16 protein-coding genes and 2 pseudogenes are annotated in these 16,743 nt (G+C 68.5%); 8 read left to right on the top strand and 10 right to left on the bottom strand.

The features are described from left to right. Nucleotides 1–33: 33 nt before the first annotated feature. The 4 genes from A6745_RS13190 to hmgA form a co-directional block, all read right to left on the bottom strand. Nucleotides 34–405, bottom strand: coding sequence for a hypothetical protein (locus tag A6745_RS13190; RefSeq protein ID WP_066127753.1), 372 nt, complete (start codon nt 403–405; stop codon nt 34–36). Between the two features lie 11 nt (nt 406–416). Continuing rightward, nucleotides 417–1,313: an NAD(P)-dependent oxidoreductase gene (locus tag A6745_RS13185; RefSeq protein WP_066127750.1), complete on the bottom strand. Its 897-nt coding sequence runs from the start codon at nt 1,311–1,313 to the stop codon at nt 417–419. 152 nt (nt 1,314–1,465) lie between these two features. Then, nucleotides 1,466–2,779: a fumarylacetoacetase gene (gene fahA, locus A6745_RS13180; RefSeq protein ID WP_066127748.1), complete on the bottom strand. Its 1,314-nt coding sequence runs from the start codon at nt 2,777–2,779 to the stop codon at nt 1,466–1,468. Between the two features lie 42 nt (nt 2,780–2,821). Further along, nucleotides 2,822–4,120, bottom strand: coding sequence for a homogentisate 1,2-dioxygenase (hmgA, locus tag A6745_RS13175; protein ID WP_066127745.1), 1,299 nt, complete (start codon nt 4,118–4,120; stop codon nt 2,822–2,824). Between the two features lie 145 nt (nt 4,121–4,265). Here hmgA and A6745_RS13170 point away from each other — a divergent pair, with 145 nt between their 5' ends. After that, nucleotides 4,266–5,222, top strand: coding sequence for a LysR family transcriptional regulator (locus A6745_RS13170; protein WP_066127743.1), 957 nt, complete (start codon nt 4,266–4,268; stop codon nt 5,220–5,222). Here A6745_RS13170 and A6745_RS13165 read toward each other — a convergent pair. Together A6745_RS13165 and A6745_RS13160 are read right to left on the bottom strand one after the other, a co-directional pair. After that, nucleotides 5,195–6,421 (bottom strand): FAD-dependent monooxygenase, encoded by a 1,227-nt coding sequence (locus tag A6745_RS13165; RefSeq protein ID WP_066127741.1) that lies wholly within the window; start codon nt 6,419–6,421, stop codon nt 5,195–5,197. The two genes, A6745_RS13170 and A6745_RS13165, sit on opposite strands and share 28 nt — an antisense overlap. A 10-nt stretch (nt 6,422–6,431) precedes the next feature. Continuing rightward, on the bottom strand, nt 6,432–7,427 hold the full coding sequence (locus tag A6745_RS13160; protein WP_066127739.1) for a Bug family tripartite tricarboxylate transporter substrate binding protein: 996 nt from the start codon (nt 7,425–7,427) through the stop codon (nt 6,432–6,434). 170 nt (nt 7,428–7,597) lie between these two features. Between A6745_RS13160 and A6745_RS29340 the strand changes: the two are divergent. The 4 genes and pseudogenes from A6745_RS29340 to A6745_RS13145 all read left to right on the top strand — a co-directional run. After that, nucleotides 7,598–7,741, top strand: a pseudogene (locus A6745_RS29340) (helix-turn-helix domain-containing protein); the annotation flags it as partial. A gap of 236 nt (nt 7,742–7,977) precedes the next feature. Beyond that, nucleotides 7,978–8,517 (top strand): LysR substrate-binding domain-containing protein, encoded by a 540-nt coding sequence (locus A6745_RS29335; protein ID WP_231885992.1) that lies wholly within the window; start codon nt 7,978–7,980, stop codon nt 8,515–8,517. Nucleotides 8,518–8,603: 86 nt separating this feature from the next. Further along, nucleotides 8,604–8,831, top strand: coding sequence for a ribbon-helix-helix domain-containing protein (locus tag A6745_RS13150; protein WP_066128846.1), 228 nt, complete (start codon nt 8,604–8,606; stop codon nt 8,829–8,831). Nucleotides 8,832–8,842: 11 nt separating this feature from the next. Continuing rightward, a complete protein-coding gene (locus A6745_RS13145; protein ID WP_066127737.1) occupies nt 8,843–9,247 on the top strand; it encodes a type II toxin-antitoxin system VapC family toxin in 405 nt (134 codons plus the stop codon). Between the two features lie 9 nt (nt 9,248–9,256). Here A6745_RS13145 and A6745_RS13140 read toward each other — a convergent pair whose 3' ends face one another. The 4 genes from A6745_RS13140 to mutM form a co-directional block, all read right to left on the bottom strand. Next, the gene (locus A6745_RS13140) at nt 9,257–9,451 is read right to left on the bottom strand and encodes a DUF2783 domain-containing protein (RefSeq protein WP_066127735.1); all 195 of its coding nucleotides are present in this window, start codon (nt 9,449–9,451) and stop codon (nt 9,257–9,259) included. A 21-nt stretch (nt 9,452–9,472) separates the two neighbouring features. Then, entirely contained in the window at nt 9,473–11,140 is a 1,668-nt protein-coding gene (locus A6745_RS13135; RefSeq protein WP_066127733.1) for an FAD-dependent oxidoreductase, read from the bottom strand. Between the two features lie 223 nt (nt 11,141–11,363). Continuing rightward, entirely contained in the window at nt 11,364–12,317 is a 954-nt protein-coding gene (locus tag A6745_RS13130) for an MBL fold metallo-hydrolase (protein WP_066127732.1), read from the bottom strand. A 95-nt stretch (nt 12,318–12,412) separates the two neighbouring features. Further along, nucleotides 12,413–13,240, bottom strand: coding sequence for a bifunctional DNA-formamidopyrimidine glycosylase/DNA-(apurinic or apyrimidinic site) lyase (mutM, locus tag A6745_RS13125; protein WP_066127730.1), 828 nt, complete (start codon nt 13,238–13,240; stop codon nt 12,413–12,415). Between mutM and A6745_RS13120 the strand changes: the two are divergent. The 3 genes and pseudogenes from A6745_RS13120 to ispE all read left to right on the top strand — a co-directional run bounded on the left by A6745_RS13120 (nt 13,239) and on the right by ispE (nt 16,742). Continuing rightward, a pseudogene (locus A6745_RS13120) lies at nt 13,239–15,124 on the top strand (tetratricopeptide repeat protein). The gene mutM and the pseudogene A6745_RS13120 sit on opposite strands and share 2 nt — an antisense overlap. A 2-nt stretch (nt 15,125–15,126) precedes the next feature. Then, nucleotides 15,127–15,711 (top strand): lipoprotein insertase outer membrane protein LolB, encoded by a 585-nt coding sequence (gene lolB, locus A6745_RS13115; RefSeq protein WP_066127724.1) that lies wholly within the window; start codon nt 15,127–15,129, stop codon nt 15,709–15,711. 101 nt (nt 15,712–15,812) lie between these two features. Continuing rightward, nucleotides 15,813–16,742, top strand: coding sequence for a 4-(cytidine 5'-diphospho)-2-C-methyl-D-erythritol kinase (ispE, locus tag A6745_RS13110; RefSeq protein ID WP_066128843.1), 930 nt, complete (start codon nt 15,813–15,815; stop codon nt 16,740–16,742). Nucleotide 16,743 lies beyond the last annotated feature (1 nt).

Below are 16,743 nucleotides of genomic sequence, written 5' to 3'. Positions count from 1 at the left end.
CGCGCGCGGCACGCACAGGCATGCCGCGCAGCGCTATCTGGCCCGCGGGCTCCGCGCCAGGCACTCGTTGTACGTCTTGACGATGAACTGGTCGATGGCGGACTGCCGGCTGTCCGGGCTGTCGAAAACCGGACTGCTCGCATAGGCCGCCCTGCTGATCTCGATCAGGTTCTCGGCGAACGGGGGCGGGATCTTCGTCGTGTTCTTCGCCACGTAGTCTTCCCACTCCTGCTGCGTACGGCCCGATTGGCGCGCCGTCATGCCCATTTCGGCCATCACGCCGCGTTCCAGGCATTCCTTGTTGTCGGGATCGATGGCCAGCCCGGGCGGCGCAGCCGCATGGGCGGCCACGCACGGCAGGCAGGCAAGGGCAAGGGCAAGGCGCAGGTGGCTCGCAGGAGACATGGGAACGTGGCCTATTTCTGCTTGCCCGCCAGGAACCCGATGATCTCGGGCACCGGCGCCTGGTCGATGCCCGCATGGCTGGCGGACTCGTAGGTGCGGCGGATGGCCTCGGCCGCCTCGTGCGGCGCGCCCGTGTCCCGGGCCATGGCCGTGTAATAGCCCATGTCCTTCAGGGCATTCGAGATCGTGAAGCGAAAGCCCGAGGCATCCCCGGACTCGATGTAAGGCCGCATGCGGCCCAGCACCACGCCGTCGCCGCCGCCCTTGGCCAGGATCTCGATCAGCACGGCCGGATCCACCTGCGCGCGCTCGGCGCACGCCGCAGCCTCCGCCAGCACCGCAGAGAAGCCCAGCGACACGTAGTTGTGCAGCAGTTTCAGGCAATGGCCCGCGCCGATGGGGCCGGCATGCACGATGTTCTCGGCATAGCTTTGCAGGATCGGCTTGCAGTGCTCGAACAGGTCGCGGTCGCCGCCCACGATCAGGTTCAGGCGGCCTTCGGCGGCTTCTTTCGGCGTGCGCGTCATGGGCGCGTCCAGAAACCGGCCGCCGGCCTTCTGCACGGCGTCGGCCACCTTCAGCGTGGAGGCGGGAATGGCGGTGGAGCAATCGATGACGATGGCGCCCGGCTGGAGGCCGGCCAGCACGCCGTCGGCCTTGAACAGCACATCCTCGACCTGCGGCGTGCCGGTGACGCACAGGATGATCACGTCAGCGTGGCGAGCGACCTCGGCCGGGCTGTCGGCCTGCCGCGCGCCCGCGGCCAGCAGGTCGTCCACCGGCTGGTTGCCGGCGTGGCCAAGCAACGTCAGCGGATAGCCGCCCTTGCGGACGATGTTGATGGCGATGCCGTGGCCCATCAGGCCCACGCCTATCATGCCGATCCGGATCTTGCGCGTGGCGGTCATGCGGTGTCTCCTCTGGTGGTCGGTCGAGGAAGCATAAATCAGGACGTGGGCGAGCGCCGGCCTGTCAGGGCCGCGGAATGAGAAACGCCCTGCAAGGGCAGGGCGTCGACGTGGCCGGCCGTAACGGCCCGGCAGGCGCGTTCAGTGGCGGATCAACGCGCCGGCAGCACCGTGCCCACGCATTCGCCGAAGCCGATGCGCGGATAGCCCGGTTTGCTGCACTCGGCGCGGATGATGATCTGGTCGCCATCCTGCAGGAAAGTGCGCTGTTCGCCCCAGGGCAGGGACAGCGGCGTCTTGCCGCCGTCGCTGAGCTCCAGCATCGAGCCGGCCTCGTCGGGCTTGGGCCCCGACAGCGTGCCCGTGCCCAGCATGTCGCCCGGCTGCAGGTTGCAGCCGTTGACGGTGTGGTGCGCGACCAGTTGCGCGATATTCCAGTAGGCATCGCGGAAGTTGCTGCCCGACAGCTTCGCGGGCGGCGTGTTCTGCGCGCGCGACTGCTCGGTGGTCATCAGCACCTCCATCCTCAGGTCGTAGGCGCCTTCGGCGCGCACCTGCGGCGAGTCCAGGTAGGGCAGCGGCTGCGGCTCGCCTTCGGCGCGCACCCATGCTGTGCGGAAGGGTTCGAGCGCTTCCATCGTGACCACCCACGGCGAGATCGTCGAGGCGAAGTTCTTGGACAGGAAGGGCCCCAGCGGCTGGTACTCCCAACCCTGGATGTCGCGCGCGGACCAGTCGTTGAGGATGCACAGGCCGAACACGTGGTCGTCGGCATCGGCCAGCGCCACGCGTTCGCCCTGGGCATTGCCCTGGCCGATGAACACGCCCAGTTCCAGTTCGTAGTCCAGCCGCTTGCATGGGCCGAACTGCGGCGCCTCGCCTTCGGCGGCGGGGCGCTGCTGGCCGACCGGGCGCGGGAACTGCTGCGCCACGCCGATGCTGGAGGCGCGGCCGTGATAGCCGATGGGCACCCACTTGTAGTTGGGCAGCAGGGGGTTGTCGGGCCGGAACTGGCGGCCGATGGCGGTGGCGTGGTGCACCGAGATGTAGAAGTCGGTGTAGTCGCCGATGTGGGCCGGGGTGACGTACTCGGCGTCGGCCTGCGGCACCAGCAGCGCTTCGAGCCTGGCCTGCAGCGGCGAGCCCTCGCGCAGCGCGCGCGACAGCGCCAGGCGCAGGGCGCTCCAGTGGATGCGGTCCAGCGCCATCAGGGCGTTCAGGCGTTCGCCCGTGCAGGCCGCCAGCGCGTCGGCGGCGGCGCCCTCGAACGGGCGCAGGGCGGCCAGCGCGGCCAGGTCCAGGATCTGGTCGCCGATGGCCACGCCCGGCCGCGTCGCTTCCTGCGCGCCGCGGCGGCGGAACGCCGCGTACGGCAGGTTCTGCAGCGGGAAGCCGCTGTCGGGCTGGTTGGCGCTGGCGACCCAGCTCTTGAGCGAGGGATCGTGGGTTTCGTTCAACTGGCTCATGGATGCGTTGTCTCGTTCTCGGATGTCGTGTGCGGCGGATGGTCAGCGCTGCGCGGGATTGAAATGCTTGGCCAGGCCTTGCCAGCAGCGGTAGTACTCGTGCTGCAGTTGCGGCGCGGCCAGCGCGTGCGCGGTGGGGCGGATCACCCGCCGCGTCTCGAACATGAAGGCCATCGTATCGCGGATGTAGTGCGGCTTGCTCGTGTCGGCATGGCTGGCCTTCTCGAAGGTTTCCGCGTCGGGACCATGGCCGCTCATGCAGTTGTGCAGGCTGGCGCCGCCGGGCGTGAAGCCCTCGGCCTTGGCATCGTACACGCCGTGGATCAGGCCCATGAACTCGCTGGCGACGTTGCGGTGGAACCAGGGCGGACGGAAGGTGTCTTCCATCGCCAGCACGCGCGGCGGGAAGATGGCGAAGTCCATGTTGGCCGTGCCCGGGGTGTCCGACGGCGAGGTCAGCACCGTGAAGATCGACGGATCGGGATGGTCGTAGCTGATCGAGCCGACGGCATTGAAGCGGCGCAGGTCGTACTTGTACGGCGCATGCGTGCCGTGCCAGGCCACCACGTCCAGCGGCGAGTGGTCGATGGCGGCGCGCCAGAATCCGCCCGCGAACTTGGCGACCAGCTCGAAATCGCCTTCGACGTCTTCGTACCAGGCGTGCGGCGTCAGGAAGTCGCGCGCGTTGGCCAGGCAGTTCGAACCGATGGGGCCCAGTTCGGGCAGGCGCATCGGGGCGCCGAAGTTTTCCAGCACATAGCCGCTGGCCGTGCCGTCCAGCAGTTCGACGCGCAAGCGCACGCCGCGCGGAATGACGGCGATCTCCTGCGGCTCCAGGTCGATCAGGCCGAGCTCGGTGGCCAGGCGCAGGCGGCCTTGCTGCGGCACGATCAGCAGTTCGCCGTCGGCATCGTAGAAGAAGCGGCCCTGCATCGAGCGGTTGGCGGCATACAGCTGGATGCCCACGCCGCCCTGTTCATCCGGCGAACCATTGCCGCCCCAGGTGTGCATGCCCTCGATGAAGTCGGTGGGCACCTCGGGTGTGGGCAGGGGACCCCAGCGCATCTGGTTGGGCGGCACGGGCGCCGAGCCGAAATCGCTGACCCAATGCATGGCCTGTTCGAACGGCGTGAACGGCAGGTGCGTCACGCCGGGGCGGATGCGGTACAGCCAGGAGCGGCGGTTCTCGGCGCGCGGCGCGGTGAACGCGGTGCCCGACAACTGCTCGGCGTACAGGCCGTACGGACACTGCTGTGGAGAATTGCGGCCCTCGGGCAGGGCGCCGGGCAGCGCTTCGGTGGCCCAGTCGTTGCCGAAGCCCGATTGGTATTGCAGGTACATGGTCTTGCCTCCGGGGAAACGGATCGCGCGATGCGCCCGCCTTTTGCATGGATGGTTATGTGCCTATTGTCGGTAATCCCATGACATATGGCTATGGGAATGCAAAAATACAGCCTATAAATTTTATGAATAACAGAGGTCCCTCATGCCGGTTGCCGACCTGCGCCGCCTGGATCTGAACCTGCTGGTCGTCTTCCAGCACCTGCTGGAACTGCGCAACCTGTCCGCCGTGGCCCGGCGGCTGGACCTCACACAGCCCGCCGTCAGCAATGCGCTGCGCCGCCTGCGCGAATCGCTGGGCGACGACCTGTTCGTGCGCACGGGGCAGGGCATGCTGCCCACGCCCTTCGCCGAGCGGCTGGCCGGGCCGGTGGGCGAAGCGCTGGGGCTGCTGACCCGCATGCTGGATGCCGACGAAGTCTTCGACCCCATCTCCAGCACGCGGCGCCTGCGCATCGCCATGTCCGACGTGGGCGAGATCCATTTCATGCCGCGCCTGATGGAGACCTGCGCCCAGCGCGCGCCGGGCGTGCGCATCGATTCGGTGCGCGCCGGCGGCGCCGAGCTGCAACGCGAGCTCGAACTCGGCCACATCGACGTGGCGGTGGGGGCATTCGACGACCTGGGCGGCGACGTGGTGCAGCGCATGCTGTTCCGGCAGGGCTACATGACGTTGTTCCGCGACGGCCACCCGCAGGCCCATGAGGGCATGAGCCTGAAGGCGTTCCGGGCGCAGAGCCACCTGGCGGTGTCGCGCGCCGCGCCGTATGGACAGGTCAACCAGGCGCTGGAGGCCGCCGGCATCTCGCTGCAGGCGCATTTCAGCGTGCCGCATTTCTCGGCGGTGCCGTACATCCTCAGCGCCACCGACCTGCTGGCCACCGTGCCCGCCAAGCTGGCGGCCAGCGCGGCGCCGCGCTTCGGCTTGCGCATGCTGGCGCCGCCCTTGCGCGTGCCGCCGCTGCAGACCAACCTGTACTGGCAGCGGCGTTTCCAGCGGGATGGCGGCAGCCTGTGGCTGCGCGGGCTGATCGTGGATCTGTTCGCCGAACCCGCCGGCCAGGCGCCGCGGCGTCAGATCGGCGCGTCGTCCACGTTGTAGGTGAACAGCCAATCGTAGCGCTCGCGCACGCGCGCTTCGCTCCATTCGCGCTCGACATACTGCGCGGCGCCCTCGGCATGAGCCAGGGCGGGATTGTGAAAGCGCTTTGCGTTCTCGGCCGAGCCACGCACCACGCGCGCGGTGCGGTCCTTGCGGGCGGCCTCGTAGCGTTGCAATGCCTCTTGCGGATCGGCGACTTCGTCCAGGGCGCGCGCCAGCATGTAGCCGTCCTCGATGGCCATGGCCGCGCCCGACGCCAGCATGGGCAGCGTGGGATGGCAGGCGTCGCCCAGCAGCGTGATGCGGCCCACGGTCCATTGCGGCAGCGGTTCGCGCAGCATCAGCGCCCATTTATAGGGCTCGTCCAGCGCACCGATCAGGGTCTGCACATCGTCGTGCCAGCCCGCGAAGTCGGCCTGGCATTCGGCCACCGTGCCGCGCTCGGTCCACGATTCCACCTGCCAGTCGTCGCGTTCCAGGATGCCCACGAAATTGACCAGCTCGCCGCGCCGCAGCGGATAGTGGATGACGTGCGCGCCCGGCCCTACCCAGTTCACGGCATAGGGCTCGCGCAGATGCGCCGGGAGCTTTGCCGCAGGGATCACGCCGCGCCAGGCCACCGTGCCGCTGAAAGCGGCGCGGTCCGCGCCGAACAGGGCGCTGCGCACGCAGGAATGCACGCCGTCCGCGCCCACCAGCAGGTCCGCGCAGTAAGGCGTGCCGTCGGCCTGCCGCACCGTCACGCCGTCGGCGTCCTGTTCCACCGACGCCACGCGCGTGCCCAGCACGATGGCCCGCGGATCCAGCGCGAGCACCGCGTCGGCCAGCGTGCGATGCAGGTCGGCGCGATAGATCGTGTGATACGGATAGCCATAGCGTTGCAGCGATTGCGCGCCCAGGTCGAACAGCGGCCAGGTCTGGCCCGTGCTCCATAGCCGGATACGCTTGCCGGACGTGCTGCCGGCCACGCCGGCCAGGGCATCGCCCAGCCCCAGTCCATACAACGCACGATTGGCGTTGGCGCTGAGCTGGATGCCCGCGCCGATCTCGCGCAGTTCGGTGGCCTGTTCCAGCACGCGCACCGGATAGCCGCGGCGCAGCAGCGCCAGGGCCGCGGTCAGGCCGCCCAGGCCCGCGCCGGCGATAAGGATGGAGGGTCTGGGGTGGCCGGTCGAGGCCGGGACGGTTCCGTTCGTCATGAGAAGCTGCTTATTCAGGTTTGACATTGGCCTGGCGGACGACCTGCGTCCACTTGTCCAGGTCGGTGCGGATCGATTGCGCGAAGGCCTGCGCGGTGCCGCCCACCGGCTCCAGGCCCAGGGATTCCATTTCCTTGGTCACGCCGCCATCGCGCGCGCCGGCGGCCAGGGCATCGGTCAGTTTCCTGACGGCTTCGCCCGGCGTGCCCGCCGGGGCCATCAGGCCGAACCACGAGTAGGCTTCGAAGGGCTTGCCGGTGACTTCGGCCACGGTTGGCACGTCGGGCAGGCGCGCATAACGCGCGCTGCCGGTGACGGCGTAGGCCCGCAGCTTGCCGGCGGCGATCTGCGGATACAGCAGCGTCACGGTGTCGAACAGCAGTTCCACCTGCCCGCCCATCACGTCCGCCAGGGCGGGCGCGCCGCCGCGATAAGGAACGTGCAGCAGTTGGGTGCCGGTGGTGCTCTTGAGCAGTTCGGCGGTGAGGTGGCCGATGGAGCCCGTGCCGGCGCTGGCGATGGTCATCTCCTTGCCGCGCGCCTGGTCCAGCAGTTCGCCCAGCGTCTTGGCGGCGACCTCGGGACGGCTGACCAGGATCAGCGGCCCGCGCACCGCCATGCCGATGGGCGTGAACGACTTGATGGGGTCGTACTGCAGGTTCGTGTACAGCGCCGGCGCCACGACGATGCTGCTGGTGCCGCCCCACAGCAAGGTGTAGCCGTCGGGTTGGGCGCGCGCCACGTAGGCCGTGCCCACGCTGCCGCCCGCGCCAGCGCGGTTCTCGACCACCACGGGCTGGCCCAGCTTCTCGGCCATGACCTTGCCGAACAGGCGGGCGCTGCTGTCCGTGGGGCCGCCGGGCGGGAAGGGCACCACCAGTGTGATCGGCCGGGAAGGAAATCCCTGGGCGCTGGCCACCGCGCTGGCGCCCAGCATGGTGCCCGCCAGCAGCAGGGCGGCCGCGGCGCGCAGGCGTGCGCGGGCAGGGATAGGGGAACGGGTCATCGAACTGTCTCCTGCGCCATCGGCCGTGCCGTGGCGATGTGTCATTGGAATAGGGGGGCGCACCAAAGGGCGTACGCGCATTTCAACAAAACCGCCTGCACAAGTGAAAGCACGATATTTGATGGATTGACAAGCAATGGTTGTTAATATTTCCGGCCCTTCCGCACCGTATGGCATGCCCCATGAACTTCTCCTTCCGCCAGTTGCGCGCCTTCCTCGCGGTGGCCAGTCTCGGCAGTTTCACGCGGGCCGCCGAGCACATGCACATCACCCAGGCCGGTCTCAGCGCGATGATCCGCGAGCTTGAAGAACAGGCCGATTGCCGCCTGTTCGAACGCACCACGCGCGCCGTGCGGCTGACCGAGGCGGGCCAGCGCCTGCTGCCGGTGGCCGAGCGCGCGGTGCGCGAACTGGGCAGCACCCTGGGCGAGCTGGGCACCTTGTCGGCGCCGGCCGACCGCATCAAGGTGGGCGTGACGCCGTTGATCGCCTGCAGCGTCATGCCGGAGGTGTTGCGCCGGTTCCAGGCGCGCGCGCGCCGGACACGCGCGTGGACATCGCCGACATCGACCGCAACGAGATCCAGCAGCGCGTCGAACGCGGCGAGCTGGACGCCGGCTTCGGCGCCTTCTTCTCACGCGTGTCGGGTATTCGCCGCAGCGCCGTCTTCCCGGCCCGATTGGTGCTGGCCGTGGCTCACGGCCAATGGAAGGGCAAGGCACGGGCACGCTGGGACGGCATCGATCCGGCGCGGCTGATTTCACTGCCGGCCGACAATGCCATTCAGAAAATGGTGGATCGCCACGTCGGGCTGGCCGATGCGGGTCTGCGGCGCGAGGCCACTCATCTGGAAACCGTGCTGGCCATGGTCGAAGCCGGATTGGGACATGCCGTGGTGCCTTCGTTCGCGGCGGTGGCGGGCCGGCGCTGGCGCGTGCGGCTGGTGCCCATCGAACCCGTGGCGCCGCTGGACTACTACTGCATCACGCGGGCGGGACGGCCGGAGTTGGCGCAGGTGGCGCAGTTAAGGGACGAATTCGGCACGGTCGCGTTGGAATACATGCGAGATGACGGCACACTCTGCGCATGAAGGGCTGGATGCGCAACGCGAGGCGGATCAACAAGCATGATTGGGCATATACTTGGACATATACTTGTTTTATGGGGGTGCATCCCATGTCCCAGATCACGCTTTATCTCGACGACGCAACCCAGGCCTTGGTCGACGAGGCTGCGCAGGCCAGCGGCATGTCCAAAAGCCGCTGGGTGGCCGAGTTGATCCGTAAATATGCCTCGCAGGAATGGCCTGCGGATTGCCTGGCGCTGGCCGGGGCGTTCGCCGATTTTCCGTTGCGCGAGGATGTCCCCGAATTGCCCGCGGATGTGCCACGCGCGGGCTTCTGAAGGCCTGTCCTGTGCTGATTCTGGATAGCAATACCATCAGTTATTACTTTCGCGGCGATCCACAGGTCGTGCCGCGGCTGCAGGCCCTCTCTCCGTCCGATATCGGCGTGCCAGCCATCGTCGAATACGAGTTGCGCTACGGCCTCATGCGCTTGCCGAAAGCGGCGATGGCCCTTCGTCTGTCCGCCTTGCAGCAATTGCTCAGGCCCATGCAGTCATTGCCGTTCGACAGCGCGTGTGCAATGCATTGCGCGGAGATCCGGGCAAAGCTGGAGGCGGCGGGTACGCCCATCGGCGCGCACGATCTGCTGATCGCCGCGACGGCCCTGCGTCATCGCGCCACGCTGGTCACGCGCAATGTGCGCGAGTTCTCCCGCGTGCCGGGCCTGACATGGGTGGACTGGCACAGCCAGTAGCCTTACCCGCTACAGCACCGACGCCCGCGCCCGCTCCAGCGCTTCCTTCACGATGGCCGTGTCGCCGATGTGATTGGCCAGCAGCAGCACCAGCGCAGCGTTCATCTCGTGGCTCTGCTCGGGCGACAGATCACGGTGCGCGTCGATCAGCACTTCGTAGAAGTCGTCCGGGGCGGGCAGGTTGGGTTCGATGATCAAGGACATGCGATTCGCTCCGTGCGGCGGTCAATGGACCGTGCCGGCCATGACGCCGGTGGCGCGCCGCAGGGCATCGCCCACCACGGCGGGATCGAAGGCGCGCCAGCGGGCCGCCACGTGCTGGTCCGGCCGGATCAGATAGCAGGTGCCGGGCTGCGCGTCATAACGCTGCGCCAGCACGCCTTGCGCATCCTGCACGGCATCCTCCGCATTCGATCCGACCAACACCGTGCGCACCGGCACGGGCGCCCGCGCCAGCTCGTCCAGCGCGGCGCGCGTGGCGGCGTCCGGCGGGGTGTCGCCGCAGAACAGCGCCAGCACGAAATCGTTGCCCAGGTGCGGCAGCCACCAGCCATCCCGGCCCGCGTGCCGCACGGGCGCATCGGCCGCCACCGCGCCGGGACGCATGCGGCCCGCGAAGGCCACCGTGTCGGGCGTATTCAACGGCGATTCGGCATAGGTCGACGGCACGGACAGCCGGCCGCTGTTGACCAGCGTGCGGGCGAAGGGATGTTCCTTGGCGAGGTTCAGCACGGCGTTGCGCAGCACGCGGCTGGCCTCGCTCTTGGGCGTGATGAAGTCGGTGGAGCGCGAGGAATTGCGGATGTTCTCGTCGGCGGCGTACTCGCGCTCCTGGCAATAGCTGTCCAGCAGCGAGGCGGGCGCGTGGCCGGCCAGCACCAGCTTCAGTTTCCAGGCCAGGTTCTCGGCATCCTGCACGCCGCTGTTGGCGCCGCGCGCGCCGAAGGGCGACACGCGATGCGCCGAGTCGCCCGCGAACAGCACCCGCCCATGGCGGAACCGGTCCATGCGCTCGCATGCGAAGGTGTACACGCTGACCCATTCCAGTTCGAACCGGGCGTCCTGCCCCAGCAGCGCGCGGATGCGCGGCAGCACGTTCTCGGGTTTCACGGCCTCGACCGGATCGGCGTTCCAGCCCAGCTGGAAATCGATGCGCCACACGTTGTCCGGCTGCATGTGCAGCAGCACCGACTGCTCGGGGTGGAAGGGCGGGTCGAACCAGAACCAGCGTTCGGCCGGGAAGTCGGCCGTCATCTTCACGTCGGCGATCAGGAAGCGGTCGCGGAAGATGCGGCCGTGGCTTTCCAGGCCCAACTGCTTGCGCACCGGCGAACGCGATCCGTCGCAGGCCACCAGCCAGTCTGCGCGCAGCGTGTAGGGACCATCGGGGGTCTCGACCGTCAGGGTGACGCCCGCGTCGTCCTGCGCGGCCGCGGCCACCTTGTTCTTCCAGCGCAGCTCGATCAGCGGCTCGGTCCGCGCGCGTTCCAGCAGATAGCCTTCGGCGTAGTACTGCTGCAGGTTGATGAAGGCCGGACGCTGGTGCCCCGCCTCGGGCAGCAGGTCGAACTTCCATACCTGCTGGTCGCGGAAGAACACTTTGCCCACATTCCACGACACACCCTTGTCGACCATGCGCTGGCCTGTGCCCAGGCGGTCCCAGATCTCCAGCGTGCGCTTGGAGAAACAGATGGCGCGCGATCCCGTCGACAGCTTGCAGTCGTCGTCCAGCACCACCACGCGCACGCCCTGGCGGGCCAGGTCCAGCGCGGTGCTCAGGCCGACGGGGCCGGCGCCCACCACCACGGCGGGATGGTGGGCCGGTGTGGCGCCGTCCTGGTCCGGGCACCGGGCATAGGCGAACTCCATCGCCTGGTAATCGATGTTTTCCATGTTGTCTCTCTCCCGCTCGGTGGCGGTTTTCTGCCTTGGGCCGCTGCCCAGGCAAAAGCTGCCCCGGTGGGCAGCAAGCCGAAGGCGCGGCGCGGGGGCATTTTTTCTTTTCGATGACGTGGCCGGGGCCGGCCACGGACATGCGCCTCACGCCGCATGCGCGGCGCCGGGCGGGTTCAGCGTGTGCCAGCCAGGCGCGGCAAGCGGCTGCCGTGCCGGGAAATCAGCCTTCCAGCTGCTTCCACATTTCGATGTCGCGCTTGTCCGTCCAGATGCGCGGGTCGTCGTGGCCCGTGGCCTCGTCGTAGGCGCGCGAGACGTTGAACGGCATGCAGTGGTCGAAGATGACCCATTCGCTGTAGCGCGGCTTCATGAAGTCGTACGCCTGGCGATAGATGGTCTTGAGGTCCAGTCCATCGGCCACGCCACGGTTGACGATGGCGTACAGGTCGGTCAGGAAGGCGCGCGTGCCGGCCAGGCCCTGGCGCACTTCCTCGGCGCTCTTCAACGCGGGGCCGCGGCCCGGCACCATCTTCTCGGCGCCAAAAGCGGCCAGCGCGTCCAGCGTGACGGGCCATTGGCGGAAATAGGCATCGCCGCAATAGGGCGTCGACTGGTACTCGACCAGGTCGCCCGCGAACAGGATCTTCTGCCCGGGCAGCCAGGCGATGGTGTCGCCCTTGGTGTGGCCGCGGCCGACCTGCAGCAGCTTCACTTCCAGGTTGCCCAGGTTCACCGTCATCTCGCCCTTGAACGTCATGGTGGGCCACACCAGGCCGGGCGGCACGGTTTCGACGTTGCGGAACAGGCGGGGGAAGCGGCCGATTTCGCTGGCCTTGTCCTGCTCGCCGCGTTCCTCGATCAGGTCGCGGGTGTCGCGGCTGGCCAGGATCTCCTGGGCGCCGTAGGCCGAGGCGCCGAACACGCGCACGGCGTGGTAGTGCGACAGCAGGATGTACTTGACGGGCTTGTCCGTGACTTCACGGATGCGGCGGATGACGTCCTGCGCCATGGCCGGGGTGGCCTGGGTGTCGACCACCATGACGGCCTCGTCGCCCACGATGACGCCGGTGTTGGGATCGCCTTCGGCCGTGTAGGCATAGGCGTTGTCGGACAGCTTCTCGAACGAAGCGACCTTGTCTTCCAGGTCGCCGTGCGACGCGAACTGCTTGCTCATAGATTGGCTCCTTCCACTGTAGTTATAGACGTGCGGGATGGAGGCCAATATAGCTTGGCGTTCGTCTTTGTGCAATACGTTTGCTATTGTCTAATTCAACGCTTTTGGCAGGCCGGGCAGAAGTAGGTGGCGCGCTGGCCCTGGACCAGGCGCCGGATGGGCGTGGCGCAGACGCGGCAGGGCTGGCCGTCGCGTTCGTAGACCGCCGCGTGGACGGTGAAGTAGCTGCCCGGTTCGCCGCCGGCGCCCACGTAATCGCGCAGCGTGCTGCCGCCCGAGGCCAGGGCGTCGGCCAGTGTGGCGCGGATCATCCGGGCCAGGCGTTCACAGCGTGGACGCGAAATGCGCTGGGCTGGCGTGCGCGGGTCGATGCCCGCCCGGAACAGGCTTTCCGAAGCGTAGATGTTGCCCACGCCCACCACGGCGGACCCCGCCAGCAGCGCCTGCTTGACCGCGATGCCGCGGCCGCGGAACTGGTCGTGCAGCCACTGGCCGTCGAAACGGGGATCGAAGGGTTCGATGCCCAGGTTGGCCAGCAGCGGGTGGGTTTCGATGGGGCCATTGGCGTGGCCGTGCCACAGCACCGCCCCGAAACGGCGTGGATCATGCAGCCGCAGCACGGCGTGATCGAAGATCCAGTCCACGTGATCGTGCTTGCGGGGAGACTCGCCTTCGGGCACGCGGCGCAGCGATCCCGACATGCCCAGATGCACGATCTGGGTGCCGTGGTCGAAGCGCAGCAGCAGGTATTTGCCCCGCCGGGCGCATTCGAGCACCGGGCGGTCGGCCAGCAGATCGGGCAGGTCGGGGGGGATGGGCCAGCGCATGCGCGGTTCGCGCACGACCAGGCGGCGTAGCGTCTGGCCCGTCATGACGGCGTCGATTCCTCGGCGCGTGGTTTCGACTTCGGGCAGTTCCGGCATGGGCCAGTGTAAGATCGGACAAACGTAATGGGCGATTGTGCCATCAACCGGACAGGGTGCGTGAAGTTGTCGCATAAACCAATCAAAGTCGGAATCGCCGCGCTGGCCTTGGCGCTGGCGGGGTTGCAGGCCGGCATGCCGGCGCAGGCCGCCGAGGTGCGTCCCCGGGACGCCGCTGGCCCGAAGCTGCTGCCGCCGCGCGGCCCCGAAACCGAAGTCATCCGCCTGCGGCCGGGCCAACTGCCCTATGTGTCGCTCACGGGGGATATCCTGTATCGGCTGATGGCCTCCGAAATCGCCGCCCAGCGCGGCCTGTTCGGCACCGCGGCCACCACGCTGGTCAACCTCTCCCGCGAGACGGGCGACCCGCGCATCGCGCACCGCGCGCTCGAATTCCAGCTGGCCGGCGGCAATCTGCCCGGCGCGCTGGAGGCGGCCCGCACGTGGGCCAACCTGGCGCCGTACGACACCGAGGCCACCTCGACCGAACTGGCCCTGGCGGCCGCCAATGGCCAGACGCAGGGCCTGTCGCAGGCGCTGCGCAAGCGCATCGACGACGCCAGCGACAAGACCGTGGCCATCGCGCAGACCATGGGCATCCTGGGCCGCCTGAGCGACCGCCGCATGGCGCTGCGCATCCTCGACGACGCGCTCAGCGAAAAAGTCCGCAAGCTGCCCGCCGCGCACATGGCGCTGGCCGACGTGGCGCATGCCGCGGGCGACGAGGTCCGCGCCGCCAACGAGGCGCGCGCCGCGCTGGCCGCCGATCCCAAATCCGAACCCGCCGCGCAGCGCGTGCTCGAATACGGCACCAAGGCCGACCCGGCCCGCGCCGAGGCCGATGCGCGCGCGTTCATCCAACGCAATCCCGGCGCCCGCAAGCTGCGCCTGCTGCTGGCCGGCCAACTGGCCGACCGTGGCCAGTACGATGCCGCGCTGACCGAACTGCAGGCCATGTCGCGCCGCTCGCCGGAAGACTTCGACCTGCTGTTCATGCAGGCGCAACTGTCGTATCGCGCCGGCCATCTCGACCAGGCGCGCACGCTGCTGCAGCAATACCTGGAAGTGCAGGACCAGCGCCAGCAGGCCGCCGTGCCCGGCGCCACCGACGCCGGCGCGGCCGCCACCGATGCGCACGTGCTGCTGTCGCGCATCGCCGAGGACCAGGGCCGCTACGACGACGCCGTCAACGAGCTGTCCGGCATCGACGATCCCACCATGCGCTACGCCGCGCACATGCGCCAGGCCGCGCTGCGCGCCAAGCAGGGCCGCATCGACGACGCGCTGGCGATGGTCGACGCCGCCGATCCGCAAGACGACGAAGAGCGCCTGCAGGGCGTGCTGGCAAAGGCGCAGATCCTGCGCGACGCCGACCGCACCGACCAGGCCATCGCCGTGCTGCAGGCGGCCGACAAGGAAATGCCCGACACGGTCGAGGTCAAGTACGAACTGGCCATGCTGAACGAGCGCCGCGGCCGGGTCGACGAGCTCGAGCGCCTGCTGCGCGAGGTCATCGAACTCGACCCCGAGCATGCCCACGCCTACAACGCCCTGGGCTACACGCTGGCCGACCGCAACCAGCGCCTGCCCGAGGCGCAGGCGCTCATCGAGAAGGCGCTGGCGCTGTCGCCCGACGATCCCTTCATCCTGGACAGCATGGGCTGGCTGCGATTCCGCCAGGGCAAGTCCGACGACGCGGTGAAGTACCTGTCGCGCGCCTACGCGGCGCGTCCCGAGGCCGACATCGCCGCCCACCTGGCCGAAGTGCTGTGGACGCAGGGCAAGCAGGACCGCGCCACGGATCTGCTGCGCGCGGCCTATCGCAAGGACGCCAAGAACACCACGGTGCTCGATACCCTGAAGCGCCTGGGAGTCCAGCCTTGACGATGGCGGCGGCCGCGGGCCTGGCGTGGCGCTGCCTGGCGGGCGGCGCGATGCTGCTGGCGCTGGCCGCCTGCGGCACCGTGCCCCAGCCCACCGGCCAGCCCGCTGCCGATGCGTTCTCGCGCGCCGGCAGGTTCGCCATCACGGCCACCGAGACCTCCGACGGCACGCAGCAGGCCGTGCAGGGCGGCTTCGTCTGGCGCGACGATGGCAACCGCTACCAGCTCGACCTGACCACGCCGCTGGGGTCCACCGAGGCCCGCGTGGAGGGCCAGCCCGGCGCCGCCATGCTGACGCGTTCCAACGGCACGCGCATGCAGGCTCCCGATCCCGATTCGCTGGCCGAAGACGCCCTGGGCAGTCCCGTGCCGGTCAGCGGCCTGCGCGACTGGCTGCGCGGCAGGCCTGGCGAACCCGCGCCGCAGGCCCTGCAAAACGATGCCCAGGGGCGCCCCACCTCGTTCACGCAACGCGGCTGGCAGGCACGCCTGTCGCGCTACGACGCGCAAGGTCCGCAACTGCTGGTGCTCGAACGCCAGGAGGGCACCCGCCGCATCGTCGTGAGACTGGTGGTCGACCAGTCCTGAGGCCACGGCCCGCCGCGCCTGCAAAGCGCGGCGATTGCATTCCGTCCGGACCATTCGGTTCACCTCCTCCACTTCGTGCCCATCGCATGGGCCTTATCCCCGTGACGCTTTACGACGTTCCCGCGCCGGCCAAGATCAATCTGTTCCTGCACGTCGTCGGCCGCCGCCCCGGCGATGGCTACCACCTGCTGCAGACGGTGTTCCGCTTCGTCGATCTGTGCGACACGCTGCATTTCGAGGCGCGCGCCGATGGACAGGTCACCCGTGCCTACGACCTGCCCGGCGTGCCGCCGGAGCAAGACCTGACCGTGCGCGCCGCGCGGGCCTTGCAGCAGGCCACCGGCACGCGCGCGGGCGCGCAGATCGGCCTGGAAAAACGCATTCCGCAGGGCGGGGGATTGGGGGGCGGTTCGAGCGACGCGGCCACCACGCTGATCGCGTTGAATCGCCTGTGGAACACCGGCCTGTCGCGCGCCGAGCTGATGGCGCTGGCGCTGCCATTGGGCGCGGACGTGCCCGTGTTCGTGTTCGGCCAGTCGGCGTTCGCCGAAGGCGTGGGCGAACAACTGAGCGCCGTGACGCTGCCGCCGGCCGCGTATGTGTTGGCTCAACCCGACGCCAGCGTGCCCACCGTGGAAATTTTTCGCGCCCCTGATTTGACACGCGATTCAAGTTCGATCAGAATGGCGGACTTCCTTGCTGATCCAACTTCTGCTTTCGGCAGAAACGATCTGGAACCCGCAGTCTTTCGGCGCTATCCTCGAATCGAAGAAAGCGCCGACTGGTTGAAAAGTAGGTTGAAGGTGCAGTTGCAGGATCGGACGTGCGTGAATGTGCGTATGTCAGGGTCGGGCGCATGCCTCTATGCCGAGTTCTCAACGCTGCAGCAGGCCGTTTTGGCAGAAAAGGAAATTACCGCTACAATGCGCGTCGCTGGAAAAACAACCAGCCCAGCGCATCCGGAGTTTCGGTTGATCAAGGCCTCGGCCGGTCTGGTCGAACATCCATTGCGGTACTGGATTGCAAGATAGT

This window comes from Bordetella ansorpii (assembly GCF_900078705.1).
Lineage (GTDB): Bacteria > Pseudomonadota > Gammaproteobacteria > Burkholderiales > Burkholderiaceae_B > Bordetella > Bordetella ansorpii_A.
The sequence above is the reverse complement of the archived record's forward strand: the minus strand, read 5'-3'. Positions and strand labels throughout refer to the sequence as shown.

What these genes read in the sequence shown, in the direction of transcription:
- A6745_RS13190 (WP_066127753.1), bottom strand. Translation starts at nt 405, where the DNA reads ATGTCTCCTGCGAGCCACCTGCGCCTTGCCCTTGCCCTTGCCTGCCTG.
- A6745_RS13185 (WP_066127750.1), bottom strand. Translation starts at nt 1,313, where the DNA reads ATGACCGCCACGCGCAAGATCCGGATCGGCATGATAGGCGTGGGCCTG.
- fahA (WP_066127748.1), bottom strand. Translation starts at nt 2,779, where the DNA reads ATGAGCCAGTTGAACGAAACCCACGATCCCTCGCTCAAGAGCTGGGTC.
- hmgA (WP_066127745.1), bottom strand. Translation starts at nt 4,120, where the DNA reads ATGTACCTGCAATACCAATCGGGCTTCGGCAACGACTGGGCCACCGAA.
- A6745_RS13170 (WP_066127743.1), top strand. Translation starts at nt 4,266, where the DNA reads ATGCCGGTTGCCGACCTGCGCCGCCTGGATCTGAACCTGCTGGTCGTC.
- A6745_RS13165 (WP_066127741.1), bottom strand. Translation starts at nt 6,421, where the DNA reads ATGACGAACGGAACCGTCCCGGCCTCGACCGGCCACCCCAGACCCTCC.
- A6745_RS13160 (WP_066127739.1), bottom strand. Translation starts at nt 7,427, where the DNA reads ATGACCCGTTCCCCTATCCCTGCCCGCGCACGCCTGCGCGCCGCGGCC.
- A6745_RS13150 (WP_066128846.1), top strand. Translation starts at nt 8,604, where the DNA reads ATGTCCCAGATCACGCTTTATCTCGACGACGCAACCCAGGCCTTGGTC.
- A6745_RS13140 (WP_066127735.1), bottom strand. Translation starts at nt 9,451, where the DNA reads ATGTCCTTGATCATCGAACCCAACCTGCCCGCCCCGGACGACTTCTAC.
- A6745_RS13135 (WP_066127733.1), bottom strand. Translation starts at nt 11,140, where the DNA reads ATGGAAAACATCGATTACCAGGCGATGGAGTTCGCCTATGCCCGGTGC.
- A6745_RS13130 (WP_066127732.1), bottom strand. Translation starts at nt 12,317, where the DNA reads ATGAGCAAGCAGTTCGCGTCGCACGGCGACCTGGAAGACAAGGTCGCT.
- mutM (WP_066127730.1), bottom strand. Translation starts at nt 13,240, where the DNA reads ATGCCGGAACTGCCCGAAGTCGAAACCACGCGCCGAGGAATCGACGCC.
- lolB (WP_066127724.1), top strand. Translation starts at nt 15,127, where the DNA reads ATGGCGGCGGCCGCGGGCCTGGCGTGGCGCTGCCTGGCGGGCGGCGCG.